The sequence below is a fragment of the Salinirubellus salinus genome (assembly GCF_025231485.1).
In the GTDB taxonomy this organism is placed as follows: domain Archaea; phylum Halobacteriota; class Halobacteria; order Halobacteriales; family Haloarculaceae; genus Salinirubellus; species Salinirubellus salinus.
This window is the reverse complement of the sequence record NZ_CP104003.1, coordinates 925,283-946,226: the sequence shown is the minus strand read 5'-3', so window position 1 is coordinate 946,226 and position 20,944 is coordinate 925,283. Positions and strand designations below refer to the sequence as shown.

The window sequence follows — 20,944 nt, the reverse complement described above, 5'->3', positions numbered from 1 at the left end:
ATCAGTCACCGGTCGTATCGACCGTCAGTAGGGGAGTCATCGTCTCTACGAGGGTCAGTCCCCCGTGATCAATGCGCGAGGTCGCACCACGCTTCGTCCAGCTGTGGTGGCCTCGAATCAGGTAGTGGCCGCCGGCGCGGTGGATGATGCCATCTCGCTCCAGCTTCCGCAGCAGACCGCTGTGTTCCACCTCTCGGTAACGGCCACTGAACTTCTCCTTCAGAATCGCTTCGTCTTCCTCGGCGAGACGGTAGGGGTTGTTGCCGCTGAAATTCACGTAGCCGTGGTCGCTCGACACCAAGAACCGGTCGTGGACGCTCTCCTCGATGATGTCGATCACCAACTCCTTTGCCTCGTCGTACACCTCGACGAGCTCCGTCAGGGTGTACTGGCCCTCCTGCGAGTTGTGGAGTCGCTTGTCGGGGAAGCGCGACCAGACGTACTCCGGCGAGGTGCCCGGAAGCGGCGGCACCTCCGGTTCACCGATGTAGGCCACATGGTCGTGTTTCATGCTGGCCTGCTTGCCGCCGTTCGCGTTGAACCACGGCTGGGCGATGAACTTCGTCTCCGTGGGCAGGCCCTCACAGGCCGCCCAGTCGTACTCCACCGTCCAGTCCCGTTCCTCGGCGAGGTCGGCGGCCAAGCGGAACCCCTCGCGGAGGCTCATGCCGTCCATGATGATGCCGCAGCCGTCGGTCAGCTCCATCAGCGGATGGTCGCCCACTCGATCGACCAAGTCGTCGTACAGATCGGGGTACTGCCGTGAAATCTCTCGTTCGAGGAGCCGCGTCCGGTACTCCCGGTCAGCGACCTGCTTGGCCTCGAAGGCATCATCCGCGTCCCAGATGCGACGCAGGCACTCGAACAGGGCGTCGAACGGGTCGTCGTTGACGAGGTGACGCACCTCGTCGATACCGTAGAGGCCCCTACTCATGTTTCATCACCTCTAGGCGGATAGAGAGGGTGGCGACCCGTGGGACGCTGACGTCCTCTACGATGTCCAAAACGCGTCGCTTCGAGAGCGGGGCGTCGCTGGCGTCCATCGTTAGCTCCTCGTCCACCTCTGTTCGGTCGGCCAGCTCCGAGTAGCCCGCGAGACCGATTTCCCCCAGGTCATCGTCCGAAAGCGACGCTTCGATTTTGAGCGTCAGATGGTGTACCTCCCAGTCGGCTCCCATCCTTCGCTCCAGCTTGTCGACGAGGGAGAATTTGTTGTCCGCTTTCAGCGGGGGCATCGCGGGGAACGTCACCGTTGATGGCTCCTCCGTAGCCGACCCGTCACCCGTCTTGACCTCGGGGCCATCAGTCGAGTCGGCCGGCCCGTCGGTGACCTCCGTACCACCGAGCGTGGTGGTCGAACCACCGTCGGACTCTGCCATGCCCTCATCCTCTACCTTGCCCCCAGTCGGGGTTTCGGGCGCGTCCCGCGTGTCGGCTCCGCCGAACTCGTCCGTATCGTCGGTGTCGGTCGGAGTCGCGGCGACGAAGTCACCGTGGATGACCGTCGAGTTGCTGCCGATGCTGGATGGCCGCGAGTCGATGGTGCCGCCGACGCTGATGACGCCGTCGGCACAGAGATCCTTGATCGTCGTCTCGAAGGTCTCCTTGTCCACCAGCGTGGGTGTGCCCACATCGCGGTAGAAGTCGTTCAGGAGGTACCGGTACTCGAGTCCGCTCTCTGCCCGGTCGGCGAGAATCTCCCTGACCGCCTTGCTGATGTCGCTCTCGTCGGGCGTGACGGTGCGGACGGTCGCCTCGTAGAAGTCCTCTCCGTCGCGTGCCGAGAGCGTGGAGGGTACGAGTCGCACCTCCCCCTTACGCTCGGTGCTGATGTGGACGTTGCCGAACTTGTCGCGCACGCGCTCCCTGAGGTTGTCGTGGTTCTGCTGGTGGATGTCGTCGAACCCGTCAGGAACGTCGCCACCGTCGTCGCGGAGCTGTTCGCCGGCCACGACGTTCTTGGCCATCTTGATGATGCCCGTGTTGGACTGGACGTCCGCGTCCGGCGCGACCACGACCATCGTGTTCGGGAACTCACGACCATCGACGAACTCGGCGAAGTCCTTCCCGTAGGTACGCTGGTAGTCGAGCCGCACCAGAATCTTGAACGACCTGTTGTCGTCGATCTGCTGCTCGGTGTTGATCGGCCCCCAGACGTGGACGTTCTCACGGCCGCCGAACAGCTCCTCCAGTACGAGGTTCTCGATACGGTGGACGGCCTCCTTCCGGTGGACGTCCTCGGCTTTCTTCTCGATGCGAGCGGCCGGGTTCTCGTCCACGTCGAAGGAGAACTCGCCGTTGAGGCGGTGGATGTGCCACGCGTAACCTGCCACCTCGTTGGTGAACGTCTGGATGATCTCGTGGCTGTTGATGCCCGGACGGAGGCCACCCATGATCATCTGGTGCCGGTTGGCCCCCTCCTCACCGGCGGCGGTGAGGCTGTGGAGCAGCACGGTGTTCAGCAGCCCCTCGACGTGCGGATCGAAGGAGCCGTCATCGTTCTGGAGGCGTTCCCGATCGTCGCCGTACTTCGACGGGAGCAGCTCACCATCGAGAGCGGAGAGTCGGTCGATGTGTCGGTTGACATCGACGTCACCGGTCAGGATCAGGTCGACCGCATCGTAGTTGTCGGCAAACACGCGGGTGAGGAAGTCCAGCAGGCTCCGGGCGTCACTCGACCGTGCGTTGGTGAACTTCCGCATCAACAGGTCGAGCGTGTCAGGGTGGAACGGATAGTAGCGATCGATGCGGTCGGAGAGCCCCTGATAGTCGTCGATGTCCACGAGTTCGCTTCCCCGGTAGGCCTCAACGTAGTCGCTGACGACCCTCTCAATTCCCTTCGGGTCGTCTCTAGACCCGACGAGTCGGTGCGTGATGAACTGGATCTTCTCCTCGCGCCTGGCGGTCAGGTTGTGGATGAACGGGTTCGTCCGCTCGGCGACCTCCTGTACCTCAGCATCGTCATACAGCAGGGAGACGAACGTGACGAGTGGCGTATCCTTCCGCCCCGCCGCCTCCATCAGGTTCTGGAGGAACGCGAGGTTGTCGTCCCAGAACTCCCGGCGGACACTGGCGTTGAGCCATCGCTCGATCTCGTCGATGAACAGGAGCGTCGGGGTGTCATCGAGAGCGTCGCGGATGTCGGACGCAGAGGGCACCTCGCCCGTGCCGTCGAGCTCATCCTCGATGCCGAGTTCACGGTAGATGGGTCGCCATAGCTGCTCGTAGGTCTCGCCTGTTGGGCGGTCGAGGTTGAGCATCTGGAGGGCGGCCACGCGGCTCTCGTCCGGGAGCGGAGCGTCGATGTCGTTCGCGGCAAGCCACTCGCGGCCCCGCTCCGGATCGTTCAGGAGATGGTAGAGAACGAGGCCGACGTGGCTCTTCCCGGTGCCGTACCCGCCGGCGATGACGTGCGCTCCGTCGTCGAGTGGGTCGGCGGGCGCGAGCTTCTCGGTGGTGCGCTCGATGACCGTGCGGAGCGTCCGCGTCGGGTAGGTGATACCGAGGATGCGGTCGGCATCCTTCTCGGGGACGTCGCCGTCGTCATAGAGGTTGTAGAGGTCGACCTCGTCGAGGAGATCGCGCGTGGTGATCTCTCCGTCGACGAGGATCTCGTCGCTTGGCGTGACGTAATCGCTGATTACCCTGCTTGTCATGGTTGTGGCATTCTACGGAGATTCGCCTCCGAGGGCCGGTTGGCTGAACCCAATGGCGTTGGCGGATTAATTGCTGGGGAGATAATATAACCACGCAACGAATTGTCCTCTGCCGGAGAACCGATTTGGAGCGTCGCGAATCGTATCGGAAACCCGGATGTCACCCCCTCACAACTAATACGGTCGCTGCCGGGCCCGACGCGTATGATTGTCGACCCCCGGCCGTTGGAGCCCGCGTTCGTGCCCGGAGACGTGCGGCACCGAGAGGGTGAGGTGGACGCGCTCACCAGCTCGCTTGACCCGCTCCTCGACGGTCGCCACGCCGATCCCGCCCTGCTCACCGGCCCGTCCGGCACCGGGAAGACCTGTATCGCGCGGCACGTCGGCGACCGCCTCCAGCGGGAGACCGACGCCACCGTCCAGTACGTCAACTGCTGGGACGCCTACACCCGGTACAAGACGCTCTACCGCCTCCTAGAGGGCATCGGCGAGGCGTACGACGTCCACCGCCAGTCCACGCCCCGCGACTCCCTGCTTGACCGCCTGCGGGAGAACCTAGACACGCCGTACGTTGCCATCCTCGACGAGGTCGACCAACTGGAGGAGAAGGGCGTCCTGTACGACCTCCACCGCACGCGCGGGCTCTCCGTCGTCCTGATCGCCAACGCCGAGGAGGCACTGTACGCGCCGCTCGAGGAGCGCGTTGCCAGCCGCCTCAAGACCGCCCACCACATCCGGTTCGATCGCTACGGCGTGGACGAGCTGGTTGCCATCCTCGAAGACCGCGTGCGGTGGGGTCTCCGAGAGGATGCCATCACGAACGAACAGCTCAGGTGGGTCGCGGACGCGGCCGCCGGCGACGCACGCGTGGCCATCGGTACGCTCCGTGCGGCCGCCGAGGCCGCCGACCGGGAGGGAGCGGCCCGCATCACCGACGCGATGCTCCGCGAGGCCGCCCCGGAAGCGAAGTCCAAGATCCGCCAGCAGAGCCTCGAGAAGCTCACCCCGCACCAGCGCGTGGTGTACGACCTCATCACCGAGCGGGACGGCGTCCGCCCGGACGCGCTCTACGAGGCGTACCGCGAGGCGGTGGACGAGCCGCGGGCAGAGCGCACGCTCCGCAACTACCTCCGGAAGATGCGTCGGTACAACCTCGTCACCGCAGAGGGCGAGGGGAAGGCGCGACGTTACTCCACGGTTGAGTAGTACGCCGAGAGCCGGGTCAGCCCTCCATCTTGTCGAGGAGGCGCATCCCCACCAACACGACGAACAACAGTACGAGAAGCGTCCCCGCGTTGGCGTACGTCTCGGGAATCAAGTTGGAGACGAAGCTCGGAGCACCCACCACGGCCACGACGCCAGCACCGACGAAGCCCACGGTGTAGCGGATGTTCCAGTACTTCGCCGCCAGGTAGACTCCCCCGAGAATCACCGCAATTGCCCCGAGGTAGGCTTGCCCGGCGACCTCACCCCCGTAGATGACGTCAACGCCGCCAACGAGTGCGAGAACCCCCGCTGACGGGAGTGCGAGGAGCACGAGGGCTCGCTTGATGCCATCTATCAGCGTCGGGGCGGCCATGTCGTCTGTTGGTACGTTGTCGTGACTGAGTAAATCTTTCTCCGCCCGGGAGGAAGGCGCTGAACCCGGCAGTCCCGGCAACGACCCGGTTTCGCCTATCCCGTCAGCGTTCGTCTCGTCCGAGGAGATGCGAGACTGGACAGACCGCGGCCACGTGGCGTGGGACATCGAGACGACCGGCTTCGGCTGGCGGGGTGAGATCACCGTCTGCGGGTTCTGGTATCGCGGCGGACACGCCACCCTACTCGTAAACGCCGGCCCACACTCCGTGGACGAGCGGTTGCTCACGGACGGCCTCGATGACGCGAGCGGGGCGGACGTGCGCGTCCGAGTGTGCGACGACGAGACGGAGTTGTTGCGGGCGATGGGCGAGGAGCTGTTCGAGCGGTTCGAACGCGACTACGACCGACTCGTCGCCTACAACGCAGACTCATGGAAGGGTGGCTTCGACCTCCCGTTCGTTCGTACCCGCTGCTTCAGACGGGGCGTGGACTGGGTGCTCGACGGCGTGATGTCCTCGGATCTGTACGACCCGGTGAAGAAGCGCCTGAACACCACCCACACGGCGTACGGCGCGAGTGCGGACGCGAACACGCTCACCGGCGCCCACGAGCTGCTGTTCGAGGACGCGCCCGACCCGGCGGGGCTGTTGGATGTGGAGGGCCATCCATGGTACGCGTCGCGGGCGTACGACCCGTTCGAGAGTTCCGGTAGCGCCGCCCATCACTACCGCACGGGCGACCTGCTCCAGGTGTGCCTCCACAACCTCGCCGACGTCCACCGGACGTGGGAGCTGGGCGAACTCGTCCGCGTCTTTGTCCCTGCTAAGGACATCACCGAGAAACGGCTCTAACTCCGCCTGAGACTCTCACATATAGTAGTAATAGTGGTACGGGAACGCGCCGTCCGGTAGCTCCTGCGCCATAGGCTCCGCGAGAATGTCGCTCACTGCGTCCGCGATGCCAACGGTGACGGGGAGCTTCTTACAGAAATCTGAACTGTTCCAGTCAAGCTTTGAGAAAGCAAGTATCTCCTCGCATATCTCTCGGTACGAGGTGTCGTTCACCTCTCCGTGGGGTCGGACGACAATGGGGTTGGGAGTACCGGAATCGTTGTACGCCGAGATTTCCGGCACAAACCCCTTCGTGTAGAGGTAGTACTCCTCCCGTCCCGGCGGGAGAGCGACCGTTCCGCGAAGGGGTGGGTACTGTGTATTGCTGAACAGCCGAATCGGATGGTGCTCGCGGATTGTGATAAAGTCACGACGCCTCACCCCTTCTGAACCGGAGATGAAACCAGCAGTCTCCTCTTCCCAGAAGTTGGAGGATTTGTGGATCACCAATCGGTCGGGGCGCTCCTCACGTCGCTCGCCGTACCGCTCCAAGATAGTCTCAATCAGTCTCTCCGCATCCTCGGTCGAAAGGTGGGTGCGACCGGTGTTCTTATCGCTGGCTATGTCGGCGACCGGGTCGCCCCGAATGACGAAGTTCTCCCCGGTTTCCATGAACACCTGCGCGATTGAGGCCCTTGTGTCGGGGTCTGTCCCACGCTCGTCATAAAACGAGATGCCGGCGTAGCAGGTGTTCGACTTTAGCTCCGTGAGCTTCCACGGCCGCCCTCGACGTGCCTTGTAGAGGAGCCCGACCGCGAGGTTCCATGCCACCTCGCGCTTTGGTTGGACGTCCTCACCGCGGAGGGTCTTGGGGCCGATCAACTGCGTTGGGGTGTCGTTGAGCATCCCAAGTAGCTTGATTCGGCTTCTGAAATCGGTGTCCGTCGTCCGAATAGTATCCGCTTTCTTACCCTCAGTCAGCAACTCTGCGAGGGTTTCGGGGATGCTGACAATGACCACGTCTGGGTTCGGCGTCTGGGAACAGATGTTTTCCATCTGGAACTTGACGTAGTTGATTGCCTGCTCAACACGCTTAGACTCGCCTCTGACGCCGGTCAGCGCGTCAAGGTCGTCTTCCTCGATTCTCCCCCGCCACATCTGCCGCTGGTCGAACGACATCCGGAGTTCGGAGTTCGGGCCGAGGCCGGGGAACGGTTGGTTCCACCGCTCGCGGTCGCTCCCGTTCGGGAGTATCCCATAGCGCATATCCTCCAAAAGGCCGCGCATCGCTGAAATCGACCAGCTATCACCGATTAAACCGATCCGGACGATTTCGTGTTCCGAACCGTCGCGCGGCGGACAGGGGCCGTACTTCAGGAGTCCGGCGCGCGGATCCTTCGCACTCTGACCGCCGTCGAACACGAGGTCGGGCTCGGTGAGGAAGTCCACATCAAATTCGGGCATCAGTAATCATCAACACCTCGTTGCATCAGATGTTCCCGCTCTTCGGTGTTCTTCGGGGGACGCTTCCCGATTCGTAGGCTTTCCACCGCGTCGAACTCCAGCTCTTGTGGGTCGTCTCCGGGTGGCGATAGTCCTTCTCGATCGGAGCCGTCCATCCATAGGTAGGCCCGCCACTGGCGGAACTGGGCCTTCAGGTTGTTGGGATTTCCGTGCCCGGCACTCTGGAGGTCGTTGTGGAGTTCGCTCGCCAGGTCTCCGTCGATGATACTGGCACCTCTTCCGGAGCGGGAAAACATCCACCCAGTGTCGATGAACACGTAGAACTGGTCATCGTATCGCTTGACAACTGGATTAGCATAGCGGTGGGCGGCGTAGCCGCTCCAGTCCATTGCCACGTCCCATCCCTCAATTTTCGTCTTGTTCATATCGCCATCCCCGGCATCGGAGCCCTCCGTCTCGTGTTCGAAAAGTAGGCGGTTCTCGTACCGGTGACGCACCAGCTTACAACCCTCGTACCGCGTAACCGCTCGTTCTCGAACCGCACGGTTGAACAGCCGCTTCGCGAGACGAGGCGCCTCCTCTTCGACGTTTAGCCACTCAAGGAAAGGTCGGCTCCGGACTGAGTCCTCTTCTACGAACTGAATGAGTGATTGCGACATCTCGGAGGGCGGAAGCAGACTGTAGAACGACCCTTCCTCAACCCAAATTGGGAGATGACGAGGGTTGTCAACGAAGATGTCCTCAGGATGGTCGGCTAGGTTCCGACCGATGTAGATTGACTCTGGAAACCCACTAATTCGGAGGAAGTTGGCGACGAGTGTCTCCCTCTCATGAACCGGCGCGTTCTCGCGGGTGTAAAAGTCCCACTTTTCTCGATCGACGCCCCGCTCGTCTTCGGCCATCTGTCCGAGCCGATTCCACGTCGCTCGATGGACGAACACGTCGCCTAGGAATCGTTCGAAGTCCTCAAGATCGAGCTGGTTGAAGGCGGTTAGCTCGGCCTCGTTCAGCTTCTGATTCTCCCCCATCGTCTCGAAGTAGTCCTCGATGTGTTCCGGCGTGTTCTTTCGAGGGTCGAAAATTCGTTCCCACTTTTCGAAGGCCTGGAGATAAGAGGCGAAGATGTGGTACGCGAACTGACCGTCTTCCTCACAGTAGTCGATGAAGACGCGCGCCAGCTCGGTTAGGAAGTCATCGTCCAGCCGCGACAGCTTGGTCGCCTTGGCCTCTACCCGCCAGAACTCTTTCACCGCGTCCCCAACCTTCTCACCACCAAAGTAGAGGAAATCGTCACCCACACCGACAGCGGCCAAGTCTTCGGTGGTGCTGTGGTGGTTCGAACGACGCTCGATGCTGAACCCACGAGCGCGAAGATACTCCTCAATCGCCTGTTTATACTTCTCGCCTTTGTCCCCGCTTGCCTCGCTCCCGCCCTCGTGGTTGTAGATCGGCATCCGCTCGCCGGCAATGCGTGCCACATCGTGGAGAATGTTTCCCCCCGGCCCCTACACAAATATACCCTCGAATCGTACGACTGGTTGACCAGTTGATGTACGGTGAAATGAGTACGGACGAGGTGGCCGCCCTACTGCTCGACGAGTACGACTCCGAAGTCTCTCTCCCGAAAAAGGCCCTCCACAAGCTGCTCTACTTCGCAAAGGACGAGCTTGAAAGTGAGCGAATCACGGTTGACATCCCGACGTTCTGGTATATGTATGGGACGATGGCCGCGACGACCGGCACTGATCTCCACACCGGGGGAGAACTGGACGACGCCGAGGTACATTGCGACATCACGGTGGATGATATTGACCGGCCAGATGGGACTGTTCGGCGGGCACGACGGGCGGTTCGTCGCACGCTCGAACGCTATTACGACCTTGGTTTGGAGGGCCTGACTGACCGGATGTACGACGATGCGCCTTACGCGGTTCAGCGACACTACCGAAGTATAGACAAGCAGTTAGAGACGGCGGACTCGGAACAGATGACACTCTCGTTTGACAGGAACGTCGGGGCGACGCGTGAGACGGTCTTCGAAATCGTCGAGAGCTTCCCGACCGAATCGTTCCCGACGTATGAGGATGACCTTCACATCTGGTACCGGCTGATGAGCACCGAGCTGGACTCCAGTAGGTACGAACCGGCGCAAGCCAAAAAGTACTCCAAGGTGTTCTGGCGGCTTTTCTGCCTGGAACTGGCGGTGCGAGAGAACGACGGACTGACGCGAGAGCGCATCGAACAGGAGCTTAACCTCACCAGCATAGAGGACGCAAAGGAACAGCTCCGGAGCCAGCTGAGGGACTGGGAACGTGAGAAGGCGAAGGCGAACGCCCGGGACGACCAGACCACGCGGAGAGCTGCCGATGCGCTCGTTCTCCCTCATGTCGACTTTGAGGTGCTCGGGTAGATCTCTATGACACGGTACTTTCTCGACACCGCGCCGCTCGTTGGGGTTACATTCCTTCACGATCTCTGGCGCGATGAGGCCGAACGACTCTTTGAGACAGACAACTCGCTCTACACGAGTCGGGCAGTAATCTACGAGTACTGCAATAGAACCTCGAATAACTCGCTTGAATCGACGGAGGTGAGCTGGGGAAGTTGCGAGGGATTGTTCGGTGAGAAGTTCTCCAACATTCGAGTCACGCAAACCAATTTGGACATCAAGCTCCGGAGCTACGGCGACGAGGAGTTGGATATAGAGACACTCGTGGACGAGTTCGTGTCAGTGACCGGTATTGAGGAGGAGGTGTACCCCCAACGACTGATTCGGGACATCATCAGACCCAACATCAGGGAGTTCCTTCAACGCGAGATTGGTGGCCAAACGGTAACTCAGAAGGTAGCGCGCAGGGCGATAGATGTGCTGTGCGACACCATTATGCACGACGCCTTGGAGACCCGAGACCGGCTTCAGAATCGGGTCACTTGGGGCCCGTCTAACTCGTGGAGTGAAGGAGAACGCAACAGGCGACTCGGGTTCGTCAACGGGTACCGGGACAAGATGATTCTCTGCGATGCGGCGCACCAGCGTAATCGGAATCTCATCGAGAAGCTGGTCACCGCGGACAAGTCGCATATGTATGAGAATCGCGGTCGGATAGATACCGTATTGGGGCTACCGGTGGTGTACATCAAGGACGAGTTCGCCGAACCGGACTTGCCGAGTGGAGATTGAATCTAAGGAGTCGATCAGATAGTACTGTTCAGATTAGGGAAAGAGGCTGAACCGCCGAAAATCGCCGAGAAGACTGTGCTGTTACCCGTGATGAATCGGTAGTATCCCCACTCGATTGAGCTACGCAACCGACTTCTGGGGGCCGCACCATCAGACTCGCAGAGATGGACGAGCGCGAGGCGTGGCGGGAGTTCCTTCGGGCAGAGGGAACGCTACACATCGTCGCTGACCTCGGTACGAAGCCACGGCGGTTCACCGATCTTGAGGAGAGCCTCCGAATCAGCACCAGCACGCTCTCCAAGCGACTGGAGGAGGGAATCCGACTCGAGGCGTGGGAACTTGACCGGGTCATCGACGAGGAAGGAGACCGCAAACTCTACCGACTCGATAAGGATGGGCAGCAGGTCTTCGATGCGATGGAGCGTTACGGTGCCGTGGAGGCATCCCAAGAGGCACGGCGACTCCTAAGCCACGTGGACGACATTCAGGAACTCCTCGTAGAGCGATACGACGACTGACCGGTGGCCATACACAGGAAACCAACCAAAGAGTAGACCTGACTTTCAATCAAAGTTAACTGTGGTTCGCATCTGAAGTAGTCCGCGGCCGCGTCTCCGCACGAACCGACCAATCAAGAGTGACATGATTATTTCGCCGTACCTACCACTATGTTTAGACTTTTGGAAGTCGATCCCGCATCCATTCCACAAGTATCATATTCTGTATAGATTGCGGTGAATCGGGATGAGAAAGAGAGTTCGAGGCGGTGAGAGCCGAAAACAAGCGATTGGTAGGCCACTACTTTCCGAAACTGTGACATCGAGAGGCGCCCGGATTCGATATATCAACATGCAGTTTACGAGTCCGACGCGAGACGGGCGTGCCGGACGATAGTAAAAACAAATGTGATACTTCAGCGACGGAACTGCTCTTCGAGACAGACCTTCACGATGCTGGCGCCGATCTCCCACCCGCCCTGGATGGGGTCGAGTTTGGTCTCGCCGAGTCGTTCGGCGTACTCGATGGGCTCCTCACGGACCCTGTAGCCCCGCATCAGCGGGCGAATCAGCAGTTCCGCGGAGAGCCCGGTGTTCTGGGTGAAACGGTTCTCGCGGATCACCTCGCGCCGGTAGGCCCGCATCCCCGTGGTGGTGTCGTGGACGCGTTCGCCCATCAGCAGAGAGGCGAGGAGGGCGAACCCCTGATTCCCGAGCCGGTTGAACAGAGGCATCGCCTCGGCACCGTGATAGAGCCGGTCCCCGCTGACGACGTCGTAGCCCTCGTTGATCAGCTCGAGGAACCGCGGCAGTGCCTCCATCGGGTAGGTGTCGTCGCAGTCCGTGGTGACGATGACGGGCCGAGAGGCCGTGAGGAGTGCCTCACGGACCGCGACACCGTAGCCCTGCGGCTCCTGCTCGACGACGATGGCGCCGTGCTCACGCGCGATGTCGGGCGTCCTGTCGTCGCTGCCGTCGACGCACACCACCTCCGCACGCCCGTCGGTGACCTGGTCGATGTCCGAGAGTACGGTGGCGATGGCGGCTTCCTCGTTGTACGTCCCCATGACGACGCTCACGTCGTCGAACGTGTACGCTTCGCTCACGAGTAGAGCGGGGTCGTACGAGGGTTTAGGTCTGCCGAAAAGTCAGCGCAGGTCCTCGACCATCGGGGCGATCTCCTCGGCCCCGCGGCCGTACTCGGTCGTGTACTCCGTCTCCGGCGGGCGCCTGGGGACGCGTTCGGGGCGCGTGATTCGACCGCCGTCCGTGCGGATGTCGCGCCCGGGCATGATGGGGACCATCGGGTCGATGTCGTCGGTCGGTCGGGTACGGGTCTCTGTGTCGGTGGTGCGTGTCATCTGTGTCTGGTGGGTCGCAGGGTGCTCGGATACGTTGCTGTGGGCAGGGGGAGAATCAGTGGTGTACGCCTACAGCGAGCATCTCTTACTCCCACCGACGTGCGCTACTATCATAAACGTTCATGCTATAACAAGAGTTGCCGGGGCGCGTTCGAGGGTCCTGGCGTGTCAATCACTGCCACCCTGCAACCAGAGTATATCGTCTCGTATGACACTACTTAGAAGAATCTTGGCTCCACAAAACGAGATAACACATCAAACTCCAGCGCCGCCTGGGAAGATAAACTCACTTATCGTCGCGTCTGACACAGATTGAAGTGACACGGGTCCGACCCTGGAATCATGAGCGAGTCGAGTGGGTCGGGCGGTACCGACGACCCGAACGAGCGAGTCGGGGTACGCACCTACGTCCCGGCATACCAGCGAGACCTGTGGCGCGACCAGGCCGACGAGCTCGGGATGAGCCTGAGCGAGTTCGTGCGCACGATGGTCCAATCGGGCCGGAGCGGCTTCGAACGCGTCGAATCGGGGCAGGCCACCCCCAGTAAGCCCGTCGAAGGCGGTTCTCCGGACGCGACCCCAGGGGGTGACGGCCTCGAGACGGGGGTCGTCGAACTGCTCCAGTCGGAGGGACCACTCGACTGGGACCAGCTCGTCGAGGGACTCGCCGGTGACTTCGAGGAGCGACTCGAGGACGCACTGGACTCCCTCCAGTCGGCCAACCGCGTGAAGTACAGCGGCCGGGCGGGTGGCTACGTGGTGGACGAATGAGCGTCGAGGGGGGCACCCCGGACTCGGCCGAGGACCCAGTGGCGTACTTCCTCCAGGACATCACCTACCACGGGAAGACCCAGCGGACCCGCGACGCCTACGAGCGGGTGCTCCGCCGCTGTGAGCGGTTCCTCGGGACCCGTGGCGTGGACTTCCGGACGGCCGGGCAACGCGACTGCATGGCCTGGGTACACTCCCTGCGTGGCGACCACGCGCCCTCCACCGTCGCGACGTACGCCTCCTACCTCCACCGGTTCTACGCCTACATGACGCAGGTGGAGGCGTTCGACGGTAACCCCATGGCGCTCGTGATGGAGGAGATGGACGAATCCATCGACACGGACCCCGCTCGCCGGGAGGTCGACGTCCCGACGATGCGGGCGTTCGTGGCCGACATCCGCCACCCGCTGGACCGGGCGCTCGTCGTTACCCTGCTGAAGACCGGGATGCGTGTCGGTGAACTCTGCAACCTCGACCTCCGCGACCTGCACCTCGAGGACCCCGAGGTGAACGCCGCGTTCGAGGCTCGTCCCCGCGCAGCGGTCGAGAACCGCCCGGATACGCTCTACGTGGCGAGTGAACCGTCCCGAGGACACGCCTACAACGGGGAGGAGCGCACGGCCTCGAACAAGCGCAAGCGCGACACGGTGATCCCCGTCGACGCCGAACTCAGATCGGCGCTCAGGGGCTGGCTCGCTGTCAGACCGGACACGCGGTCCCCAGCCGACCCACTGTTCCTCAGCACCCGCGACCGCTGGGGCGAGCGACTGACACCGAAGATGGTCCGGAACGTGGTCAGGGGGCACGCCGAGGCCCGTGGGTGGCACCGCGAGGGCGGAGACGCCGCCGAGAACGTCACGCCACACTACTTCCGGCACTTCTTCACGACGCACCTCCGGGACCGAACGGGAGACAGAGGGGTCGTCAAGTACCTCCGTGGGGACGTCGCCAGCGACGTCATCGACACCTACACCCACAACTGGGGGGACCGGGTCAGGTCGGTGTACGAGGCGAACGTGTACGCCGTGTTGTAGCGAGACCGGCCAATACTGTAGAAAGGTTGTTACTTGGGGGCCGAGCGTGTGGCCTCACACGCGACGCATAAACCGCATCTTGCTATACAGAATCTCGATTGTCGGCGATGTCGTCTCTGCGACGCAGACTCTCCGGCAGTGGCCGGGAGAGGCCCGCAGGCGTCCATCTGGCCGAGTCCGGCAGGCCGACCCTGTCGTCCCCGTCGCTGGTCTCGCCACTCGCGAACGCGACGCCGGGCCCCGTGCGGCATCTAAACCCCCGGAGTCGCACGGGAGAAACGATAGGTGCGGTGCGGGGAGAGCCTCACATATGCGCTACGTCGACCTCACCATCCGGCCCGAGCGGGGCTGGTTCCACCGCTTCGACGAGGTACTGACCGACGAACCGAACGTCCGCGAGGAGGCCATCCACCAGATGAACCTCCTCGACGACGGGAGCGCGGTGGTCCTCTCCGAGTACGCGGGAGACACGGAGCGCCTCCGGGAGATGGCCGACGCGCACTTCGACCACGCCATCGCCTGGCAACTCTCGGAGACGGGGGAGAACGCCCTGATGTTCGCTCACGTCGACCCGAGCGACATCGTCGCCGGGCTCCTGCACATCCCCCAGCGGTACGGGATCGTCATCGACTACCCGATGGTGTTCAGGCGCGACGGCGCGGTCGAGGTGACCATCGTCGGCGAGGAGGGGGACATCCGCGACGCAATTCCCGAGATTCCGGGCGGCGTCCGGGCGAACGTCGAGCGGACCGGCGAGTACCAGCCACAACTGGAGCGGCTGTTCACCGAACTCACCCCACGCCAGCAGGAGATCCTCGAGATCGCCATCGAGATGGGGTACTACGAGGAACCACGCGAGTCCACCTACGAGGACCTCGCGAACGAACTCGACTGCACCGCCACGACGGTCGGTGAGCACCTGCGCAAGATAGAGGGGACGGTGCTCCACACCATCTGTCCGTAGACCCGAGACGGCGATACCGAGAGTCGAGCGGCGGTCCGGACTCCCTGCTCAGGCCTCGACGGTCAGTTCCGTCTCGACGCCGGCGACGAGGTGACGCGCCAGCGAACGGGCCTCCTCGTCTACCTCCCCGACGTTCTCCAGGAGCACGGTCTCGCTCGGGAACAGTCGCTCACCCACGACCAGCCCGTGGTCTCGCGCGGTGCCGCCGGTGACAGTCAGGTACGCGCCAGCACCCACGGCCGCGATGGCGGCCTCCTCCTCGGCGCCGTCCTCTGGGTAGACGAACTCCAGCCCCTCGACGGCGTCGGTGCCGAGGACCGCCTCGACGAGTCGCTCGTACCGCGGCGAGATGCAGAACGGCCCCTCGTAGTCGTCGACGAACGCCCGGTCGAGCGGGGTGGAGGCACCAACCGCCTCCGTGTCCGCGAGCAGCGTGTGGTGGACCGTGTCGCCCAGCCCACCCACCACACGCACGTCCGTGTCCCGCGGGTCGATACGGTCGTTCACCTCCGAGAGCGACCCGAGCGGCTCTGGTTCGAGGCCGACCACCTCCTCGAGGACGAGGTCGGCGCTGTCGAAGCCGAGTGCGAACTCGTGTTTCCGGAGCGCGCGGAACGGCTCCTCGCGGCCGACGAGCTGGACCTCGTAGCCGTCGACGACGAACGTGCAGGCGTCGAAGACGACCCGACGGGGGAACCCCTCGCGGTCGTCGCGCAGCAAGGTGTACTCGGGGCCGCCGTCGGTGTCGGAGTAGGCGGCGAGCCGGTCGTAGACGCCACGCTCGTCGGACTGGTTCCCCTTGGTGAGTGCCTTCTCGTACTGGAGCGTCGAGATGACCTCATCGGCGAGGTCGGTGTCCCCACCGCGGGCCGCGACCCGCTCGAGTACCGCCTCGAGCGGTCGGCCCTTCCGGGGGACGGCGACCGAGACCCGATTCATTGGTTCCCCGGACGGACGGCTGGGTCAAAACCGGCCCGGTTCGACGGCGACGAACTGGCGTTACTCCTCGTCGTCACCCGGCCCCGCGGCACCGCCGAAGACGCTGGCCATCCGCTCGCGCATCTGGGCGAGGTCGTCCAGTTCCGCCTCCAGGTCCTCCATCCGGTCGAGTTCGGACTCCAGCCCGTCGATGCGCTCGTCCAGACTCTCGAGGTGCTGGTCCATCTCCTCGATGTCCTCCTCGGGCATCTCGTCGCGCACCTCGTCGACCTCCCGGGAGACCGCGTCGACCTCGTTGCGGAGGCCGTCGAACTCGCTCGTGAGGCTGTTGACGCTGGACTCCACCTCGGTCACGTTCTGCGAGACGTTCTCGAGTCGGTCGTCGAGCGACTGGACGCGAGAGCCCAGGTCAGACAGCTCGCTCTCCATCTCGTCGATAGAGTCCGTGGCCGCCGCGACCGTCTCCACGTCGTCCCGGAGGTTCTGGATGCGCCCGTCGAACTCGGCGACCGTCTCCTGGAGTTCCGCCAGCAGCGTCTGTGCCTCGCCGTTCTCGTCGAGGAACTCCTCGAGCGCCGCCGTGTAGGCCTGCAGGTCGCTGATCTCCGTCTGCAGGTGACTGATGCGGGCCTCCACGCTCCCGCTCCCCTCACCGACGCCGAGGGCGTCACGCAGGGTCTCGATGTCACCGTCGGAGACCGACCCGTCGCGCATCTCCTCGGCGAGCGTCGCGGTCACGTCCTCGACCTCGACGGAGACGGGGTCCGACGAGGGGTCGGCCGTCGCCGTGTCGTCGGTCGAGACAGCCGGGGCACTGTCGCCCGCCTCGGCCGCGGCGATGGCCGACTCGAGGTCGTCGGCACCGCCCTCCTCGGCGTCCGCGGCGGCGATGGCCGCCTCCAGGTCGTCGTCGGAGGCCTCGCTGTCGCTCTCGTTCATGACGTTGCTGACCACCTCGCCGGCGTCCTCGGGTTCTTCGTCCAGACCGGGCGAGACCTCCTCGAGTTCGGGCTCGCCGAGGAACCGCTCGACGGCCTCGGTGTCCTTCGCTCGCAGTCCGTAGACCGTGGTGTACTCCTCACCGGGTTCGAACTCGCGCTCGAACACCAGTTTCCCGTCCGCGTTGTCCCAGAAGTCGGCGCCGTACTTTGGGTGGAACCCGATATCCTCCGCCTCGATGTCGTCCGGAACCTCGTCGGACAGTCGCACCTTCACGGCGACGTCTCGCTCCGAACGGACGACGAACGCGATGGCGGGGACGGGGAAGTCGTCCGGTTCGAACGACTTCTCGACGGACACCCCGTCGCGTTCGACCTCCACGTTCACCTCCGCTGGGTCGGCATTGCTCATGTGTGCCAATCATTCCTTTCGCAAATAAATGTATGCGGCGGACACACGTCTGAGACCCACCCCTGCACGCCGTGGGGGGTGCCCGTGGTGGCTCGACCGCACCTCAGCGTGGGGTGCCGACCGAGACACGGTCGCCGATCTCGGCCACCACCACCGTCCGCGGGTGAGCGAACGACCGACAGTGGTCGCGGACCGACCGCGGGTCGGCGGTCAGCCCCTTCCAGATGTCCCAGTGGCTCGGCAGCAGCCGGTCTAGCGCGAGCTGGTTCGCCGCCTCGGCGACCATGTTCGGGTCCGAGTACCACTGCGTGAACGTGGGCTCACGCGTCTCCTTGTCCGGTATCATCCCGCTGGAGCCGAACGCGAGAACCCCGAGGTCGATGTCGTACCGCTCGCCGATGTCGGCGAACGCCTCGCTCGGGCGCGCGTCACCGCCGTGGAAGAACGTCCCCGACTCGTGTTCGACGACGTACGACACGGGGTGGCTCGCGTCGGGGTCGTGGGCCGGTTCGACGTGGACACTGAGCGAGCCCACGTCGATGCGGTCGCCCTCGGCGACGACGTGGAGCTGGTCATCCTCCACGTCCCACTCGTCGGTCCAGCGCTCGTCCTCGCGGGCCTTCTCGACGGAGTCGTCGGGGGCGAAGAAGTTGGCATCCGTGCCCTCGAGGACGGGTGCCTGCGAGGGACCGTGGACGTGGTCCGTGTGTTCGTGGGTCGCCAGTATCGCGTCGACGCCCTCGACGTCCCCGGGGTGGAACGGCACCGGAACCATCCGGACGGTGCGCGGCGGGTCGCCCGTCCCGAGGTAGGGGTCTATCAGCAAGGTGGTCCCGTCGCTGGCCTTCAGGAAGAAGCCGTTGCACCCGAGGTACCAGACGTCGAGGCCGTCGGGTTCGGCGTCGGCCACCTCGCGCGGGAGCCAGTCGCCCCAGTCCGAGTGTATCGTCTCCATGTGCGGGCGTCCACGCGGGCGGGGATTGAGTGTTCCGTCTCCGGAGGGTTCTCGGTTCGGGCGTGCAGAGCAGGGGTATGGACGCGCGAACCCGTGGGCTACTCCGCGACGGAGTGCTCGCGCTCGTCGCGCTCGCCGGACTCGGTGGGTTCCTGCGTCGACGCGGCGAGACAGCGACGCTCCGCTCCCCCGGTGTGGCCCTCGTCGGTGTGGTGGGTGCCGTCGCGCTCGAGGCCGCGATGCTCCGGTATCCCGAGCGGACACGGGACGTGTGGGAGCGCCGCGAGGTGCAGTTCGGCAGTCTCCTCGGCCTCCTCGTGGGCGGCTCTGCACTCGCGAGACGGTACGGTCCGTGGACCGTGGCGGCCTGCTGGTGGGGGCTCGTCGCCTACCTCGGGCTGCTCGCGTGTGTGCTCGCGGGACGTGAGAACCCCGTCGCGGCGCTCGCGGGCGAACGGATACACGAGTGAGTGCGATATCGAACTGGGCGACGGTAGGCTGAAACGTCGGTGTTACGTACGCCACCCATGCCGATCGTGGACCCCGAAGGGCTCCGCCGGATACTCGACTACGACCGGATCGCCGTCGTCGGGGCGTCGACGGACTACGACAAGGCCGCACACATCGTGCCTGCGTACCTCCAGCGCCACGGCTACGAACTGACGCCGGTGAACCCGAACGCCGACGAGATACTCGGGGAGCGCACGTACGACTCACTCGCCGACGTGCCCGGGCCGGTCGACGTGGTGCAGGTGTTCCGCCCGGCCGAGGAGGTACCGGCGATAGTCGAGCAAGCGCTCGCTCGTGACGACGTTCGGGTCATCTGGCTCCAGCAGGGCATCAGGAACGACGAAGGCGCACGAAGGGCCAAAGCCGCCGGCCTCGAGTTCGTCCAAGACCGCTGCATGAAGGTCGAACACGGGATGCTGGTCCGGAGCCCGATGGACTGAGAACGGTGGCGATGCTGCATCGCCAGCACACCCACCCGCTGTGAGCGCCGCAGGCGTGAGCAGCGCCTTCTTCACCCACGTCGTTGCCCGAGCGACCCCGAGGGGTAGAAGATGGTCGCTAGAAGGTGGGCAGGTTCGCCAGTTCCTCGGGCCGAACGTTCGCTTCGTCGAACGCGTCACGCGCGATGACACGCTTGTGGACCTCGTCGGCTCCGTCGACGATGCGGAACGCGCGGACCGCGTCGTAGAAGTCCGCGAGCGGGAGCTTCCGGGACATCCCGGGACCACCACAGCACTGGATGGAGAGGTCCACGGCCTCCTGCGTGGTGTTCGCGGCGAACACCTTCGACATGGAGACGGGGATGCGAGCCTCCTCGCCCGCGGATATCTGGCGGGCGGCGTGGCGGACCATCGTCCGGACCGCGTGGAGGCGGGTCTCCATGTCCGCGATGGCGTAGCGCTGGGCCTGCTTCTCCGCGAGCGTCGAGTCGAACGCCTCGCGGTCGTCCATGTAGGTCTTGGCGATGGTGAGCGCGCGCGTGGCCATCCCCGTGAAGCGCATGCAGTGGGTCAGTCGGGCCGGCCCGAGTCGCTGCTGGGCGTGGACGAAGCCCATGTTCTCGGTGCCGAGGAGCGCGTCCTCCGAGACGCGGACGCCGTCGTAACGGATCTCGGCGTGGCTCTCGGGGATCATCGACTGTCCGAGGTGCGGCGTGGGTTCGACAATCTCGACACCGTCGGCGTCAGCGTCGACCAGGAACAGTGAGGTCCCCTCGTACGGGTGCGCGTCCACGTCGGTGCGGGCCATGACGATGAAGAAGTCGGCCTCGTCACCCTGCGTGGTCCACCACTTGTGGCCGTCGATGACCCACTCGTCGCCGTCCTTCGTGGCGGTGGTCCTCATCATCTTCGGGTCCGAGCCGGCGCCATCGCGGGGTTCGGTCATCGAGAAGCCAGAGCGGATCTCGCCCGCGACGAGCGGTTCGAGGTACTCCTCCTTCTGGGCCTCGGTGCCGACCAGTTCGATGGTGTGCATGTTCCCCTCGTCGGGGGCGTCGACGCGCATCGCCGTCGCGCCCAGCAGCGAACGGCCGGCCTCCTCGAACAGCGGGAGCACGTCGGCGAACTCGTGGCCCATGCCGCCGTGTTCCTCGTCGATCTGCGGACAGTAGACGTCCCGTTCGCGTGCCTCAGCGCGCAGTTCGTCCACGAGGTCCTCCGTGAACGGCCCACCGGCCAGCAGGTCCCGCTCGGTGGGGATGACGACCTCGTCCATGAACGCGCGCGCCCTCTCGGCCAGTTCCCGTGCCTCGGGGGAGTCGTGATACTCCATACCAACGGCTCAGTTCGTACCATTGTAAAGACTGCGTCCGTAGACTAGTCCTCGGTGTGACACGTACCCCCAACTATT

General features: G+C 63.9%; 21 protein-coding genes. 10 read left to right on the top strand and 11 right to left on the bottom strand.

What is annotated here, in order from left to right:
- Position 1: 1 nt before the first annotated feature.
- Positions 2 to 934, bottom strand: coding sequence for a hypothetical protein (locus N0B31_RS05230; RefSeq protein ID WP_260594794.1), 933 nt, complete (start codon positions 932 to 934; stop codon positions 2 to 4).
- Entirely contained in the window at positions 927 to 3,656 is a 2,730-nt protein-coding gene (locus N0B31_RS05225; RefSeq protein WP_260594793.1) for a DUF6079 family protein, read from the bottom strand. The genes N0B31_RS05230 and N0B31_RS05225 overlap by 8 nt, the downstream gene beginning before the upstream one ends.
- A gap of 204 nt (positions 3,657 to 3,860) precedes the next feature.
- Between N0B31_RS05225 and N0B31_RS05220 the strand changes: the two genes are divergently transcribed.
- Positions 3,861 to 4,862, top strand: a complete 1,002-nt coding sequence (locus tag N0B31_RS05220) for a Cdc6/Cdc18 family protein (RefSeq protein ID WP_260594792.1) — start codon at positions 3,861 to 3,863, stop codon at positions 4,860 to 4,862.
- A gap of 16 nt (positions 4,863 to 4,878) precedes the next feature.
- Here the strand turns inward: N0B31_RS05220 and N0B31_RS05215 are convergent, their stop codons facing one another.
- The gene (locus tag N0B31_RS05215) at positions 4,879 to 5,235 is read right to left on the bottom strand and encodes a DUF8216 family protein (RefSeq protein ID WP_260594791.1); all 357 of its coding nucleotides are present in this window, start codon (positions 5,233 to 5,235) and stop codon (positions 4,879 to 4,881) included.
- 127 nt (positions 5,236 to 5,362) lie between these two features.
- On the opposite strand from N0B31_RS05215, the gene N0B31_RS05210 reads away from it, so the two are divergent.
- The gene (locus N0B31_RS05210; protein WP_260594790.1) at positions 5,363 to 6,088 is read left to right on the top strand and encodes a 3'-5' exonuclease family protein; all 726 of its coding nucleotides are present in this window, start codon (positions 5,363 to 5,365) and stop codon (positions 6,086 to 6,088) included.
- A gap of 15 nt (positions 6,089 to 6,103) precedes the next feature.
- Here N0B31_RS05210 and N0B31_RS05205 read toward each other — a convergent pair whose 3' ends face one another.
- Positions 6,104 to 7,531: an argonaute/piwi family protein gene (locus tag N0B31_RS05205; protein WP_260594788.1), complete on the bottom strand. Its 1,428-nt coding sequence runs from the start codon at positions 7,529 to 7,531 to the stop codon at positions 6,104 to 6,106.
- A complete protein-coding gene (locus N0B31_RS05200; RefSeq protein WP_260594787.1) occupies positions 7,531 to 8,985 on the bottom strand; it encodes a hypothetical protein in 1,455 nt (484 codons plus the stop codon). The genes N0B31_RS05205 and N0B31_RS05200 overlap by 1 nt, the downstream gene beginning before the upstream one ends.
- A 107-nt stretch (positions 8,986 to 9,092) precedes the next feature.
- Here N0B31_RS05200 and N0B31_RS05195 point away from each other — a divergent pair, with 107 nt between their 5' ends.
- From N0B31_RS05195 to N0B31_RS05185, 3 genes are all read left to right on the top strand, one after another.
- Complete coding sequence (locus tag N0B31_RS05195; RefSeq protein WP_260594786.1) at positions 9,093 to 9,941, top strand: hypothetical protein; 849 nt, start codon at positions 9,093 to 9,095, stop codon at positions 9,939 to 9,941.
- A gap of 6 nt (positions 9,942 to 9,947) precedes the next feature.
- Positions 9,948 to 10,712: a hypothetical protein gene (locus N0B31_RS05190; protein ID WP_260594784.1), complete on the top strand. Its 765-nt coding sequence runs from the start codon at positions 9,948 to 9,950 to the stop codon at positions 10,710 to 10,712.
- A 164-nt stretch (positions 10,713 to 10,876) separates the two neighbouring features.
- Positions 10,877 to 11,230 (top strand): winged helix-turn-helix transcriptional regulator, encoded by a 354-nt coding sequence (locus tag N0B31_RS05185; protein WP_260594783.1) that lies wholly within the window; start codon positions 10,877 to 10,879, stop codon positions 11,228 to 11,230.
- Between the two features lie 395 nt (positions 11,231 to 11,625).
- On the opposite strand, the gene N0B31_RS05180 is transcribed toward N0B31_RS05185, so the two are convergent.
- Both N0B31_RS05180 and N0B31_RS05175 read right to left on the bottom strand, forming a co-directional pair.
- Positions 11,626 to 12,276: a dolichyl-phosphate hexose transferase gene (locus N0B31_RS05180; protein WP_260643960.1), complete on the bottom strand. Its 651-nt coding sequence runs from the start codon at positions 12,274 to 12,276 to the stop codon at positions 11,626 to 11,628.
- Between the two features lie 81 nt (positions 12,277 to 12,357).
- Positions 12,358 to 12,570, bottom strand: a complete 213-nt coding sequence (locus tag N0B31_RS05175; protein WP_260594782.1) for a hypothetical protein — start codon at positions 12,568 to 12,570, stop codon at positions 12,358 to 12,360.
- A 342-nt stretch (positions 12,571 to 12,912) separates the two neighbouring features.
- Between N0B31_RS05175 and N0B31_RS05170 the strand changes: the two genes are divergently transcribed.
- The 3 genes from N0B31_RS05170 (at position 12,913) to N0B31_RS05160 (ending at position 15,339) form a co-directional block, all read left to right on the top strand.
- Complete coding sequence (locus tag N0B31_RS05170) at positions 12,913 to 13,341, top strand: DUF5805 domain-containing protein (protein ID WP_260594780.1); 429 nt, start codon at positions 12,913 to 12,915, stop codon at positions 13,339 to 13,341.
- Positions 13,338 to 14,375: a tyrosine-type recombinase/integrase gene (locus tag N0B31_RS05165; protein ID WP_260594779.1), complete on the top strand. Its 1,038-nt coding sequence runs from the start codon at positions 13,338 to 13,340 to the stop codon at positions 14,373 to 14,375. Before N0B31_RS05170 ends, N0B31_RS05165 begins: the two co-directional genes overlap by 4 nt.
- A gap of 310 nt (positions 14,376 to 14,685) precedes the next feature.
- Positions 14,686 to 15,339 (top strand): helix-turn-helix domain-containing protein, encoded by a 654-nt coding sequence (locus N0B31_RS05160; protein ID WP_260594778.1) that lies wholly within the window; start codon positions 14,686 to 14,688, stop codon positions 15,337 to 15,339.
- Between the two features lie 48 nt (positions 15,340 to 15,387).
- Here the strand turns inward: N0B31_RS05160 and N0B31_RS05155 are convergent, their stop codons facing one another.
- The 3 genes from N0B31_RS05155 to N0B31_RS05145 form a co-directional block, all read right to left on the bottom strand.
- Positions 15,388 to 16,278, bottom strand: coding sequence for a phosphoribosyltransferase HisG-related protein (locus tag N0B31_RS05155; protein WP_260594777.1), 891 nt, complete (start codon positions 16,276 to 16,278; stop codon positions 15,388 to 15,390).
- Between the two features lie 60 nt (positions 16,279 to 16,338).
- Positions 16,339 to 17,628: a coiled-coil domain-containing protein gene (locus N0B31_RS05150; protein WP_260594776.1), complete on the bottom strand. Its 1,290-nt coding sequence runs from the start codon at positions 17,626 to 17,628 to the stop codon at positions 16,339 to 16,341.
- A 103-nt stretch (positions 17,629 to 17,731) separates the two neighbouring features.
- Positions 17,732 to 18,583 (bottom strand): MBL fold metallo-hydrolase, encoded by an 852-nt coding sequence (locus N0B31_RS05145; protein WP_260594775.1) that lies wholly within the window; start codon positions 18,581 to 18,583, stop codon positions 17,732 to 17,734.
- Positions 18,584 to 18,660: 77 nt separating this feature from the next.
- Here N0B31_RS05145 and N0B31_RS05140 point away from each other — a divergent pair, with 77 nt between their 5' ends.
- Positions 18,661 to 19,053, top strand: coding sequence for a hypothetical protein (locus tag N0B31_RS05140; RefSeq protein ID WP_260594774.1), 393 nt, complete (start codon positions 18,661 to 18,663; stop codon positions 19,051 to 19,053).
- A gap of 57 nt (positions 19,054 to 19,110) precedes the next feature.
- Positions 19,111 to 19,533 carry a CoA-binding protein gene (locus N0B31_RS05135; RefSeq protein WP_260594773.1) on the top strand — a complete coding sequence of 141 codons (423 nt, stop codon included), beginning with the start codon at positions 19,111 to 19,113 and terminating at the stop codon, positions 19,531 to 19,533.
- Positions 19,534 to 19,651: 118 nt separating this feature from the next.
- Here N0B31_RS05135 and N0B31_RS05130 read toward each other — a convergent pair whose 3' ends face one another.
- Positions 19,652 to 20,866 (bottom strand): acyl-CoA dehydrogenase family protein, encoded by a 1,215-nt coding sequence (locus N0B31_RS05130; RefSeq protein WP_260594772.1) that lies wholly within the window; start codon positions 20,864 to 20,866, stop codon positions 19,652 to 19,654.
- Positions 20,867 to 20,944 lie beyond the last annotated feature (78 nt).

Excerpts from the sequence above, each read along its gene's own strand:
- N0B31_RS05165 (WP_260594779.1), top strand. The coding sequence starts at position 13,338 with ATGAGCGTCGAGGGGGGCACCCCGGACTCGGCCGAGGACCCAGTGGCG.
- N0B31_RS05180 (WP_260643960.1), bottom strand. The coding sequence starts at position 12,276 with ATGGGGACGTACAACGAGGAAGCCGCCATCGCCACCGTACTCTCGGAC.
- N0B31_RS05170 (WP_260594780.1), top strand. The coding sequence starts at position 12,913 with ATGAGCGAGTCGAGTGGGTCGGGCGGTACCGACGACCCGAACGAGCGA.
- N0B31_RS05140 (WP_260594774.1), top strand. The coding sequence starts at position 18,661 with ATGGACGCGCGAACCCGTGGGCTACTCCGCGACGGAGTGCTCGCGCTC.
- N0B31_RS05185 (WP_260594783.1), top strand. The coding sequence starts at position 10,877 with ATGGACGAGCGCGAGGCGTGGCGGGAGTTCCTTCGGGCAGAGGGAACG.
- N0B31_RS05200 (WP_260594787.1), bottom strand. The coding sequence starts at position 8,985 with ATGCCGATCTACAACCACGAGGGCGGGAGCGAGGCAAGCGGGGACAAA.
- N0B31_RS05155 (WP_260594777.1), bottom strand. The coding sequence starts at position 16,278 with ATGAATCGGGTCTCGGTCGCCGTCCCCCGGAAGGGCCGACCGCTCGAG.
- N0B31_RS05135 (WP_260594773.1), top strand. The coding sequence starts at position 19,111 with ATGCCGATCGTGGACCCCGAAGGGCTCCGCCGGATACTCGACTACGAC.
- N0B31_RS05215 (WP_260594791.1), bottom strand. The coding sequence starts at position 5,235 with ATGGCCGCCCCGACGCTGATAGATGGCATCAAGCGAGCCCTCGTGCTC.
- N0B31_RS05160 (WP_260594778.1), top strand. The coding sequence starts at position 14,686 with ATGCGCTACGTCGACCTCACCATCCGGCCCGAGCGGGGCTGGTTCCAC.
- N0B31_RS05175 (WP_260594782.1), bottom strand. The coding sequence starts at position 12,570 with ATGACACGCACCACCGACACAGAGACCCGTACCCGACCGACCGACGAC.
- N0B31_RS05150 (WP_260594776.1), bottom strand. The coding sequence starts at position 17,628 with ATGAGCAATGCCGACCCAGCGGAGGTGAACGTGGAGGTCGAACGCGAC.
- N0B31_RS05145 (WP_260594775.1), bottom strand. The coding sequence starts at position 18,583 with ATGGAGACGATACACTCGGACTGGGGCGACTGGCTCCCGCGCGAGGTG.
- N0B31_RS05190 (WP_260594784.1), top strand. The coding sequence starts at position 9,948 with ATGACACGGTACTTTCTCGACACCGCGCCGCTCGTTGGGGTTACATTC.
- N0B31_RS05130 (WP_260594772.1), bottom strand. The coding sequence starts at position 20,866 with ATGGAGTATCACGACTCCCCCGAGGCACGGGAACTGGCCGAGAGGGCG.
- N0B31_RS05205 (WP_260594788.1), bottom strand. The coding sequence starts at position 7,531 with ATGCCCGAATTTGATGTGGACTTCCTCACCGAGCCCGACCTCGTGTTC.
- N0B31_RS05195 (WP_260594786.1), top strand. The coding sequence starts at position 9,093 with ATGAGTACGGACGAGGTGGCCGCCCTACTGCTCGACGAGTACGACTCC.
- N0B31_RS05225 (WP_260594793.1), bottom strand. The coding sequence starts at position 3,656 with ATGACAAGCAGGGTAATCAGCGATTACGTCACGCCAAGCGACGAGATC.
- N0B31_RS05230 (WP_260594794.1), bottom strand. The coding sequence starts at position 934 with ATGAGTAGGGGCCTCTACGGTATCGACGAGGTGCGTCACCTCGTCAAC.
- N0B31_RS05220 (WP_260594792.1), top strand. The coding sequence starts at position 3,861 with ATGATTGTCGACCCCCGGCCGTTGGAGCCCGCGTTCGTGCCCGGAGAC.
- N0B31_RS05210 (WP_260594790.1), top strand. The coding sequence starts at position 5,363 with ATGCGAGACTGGACAGACCGCGGCCACGTGGCGTGGGACATCGAGACG.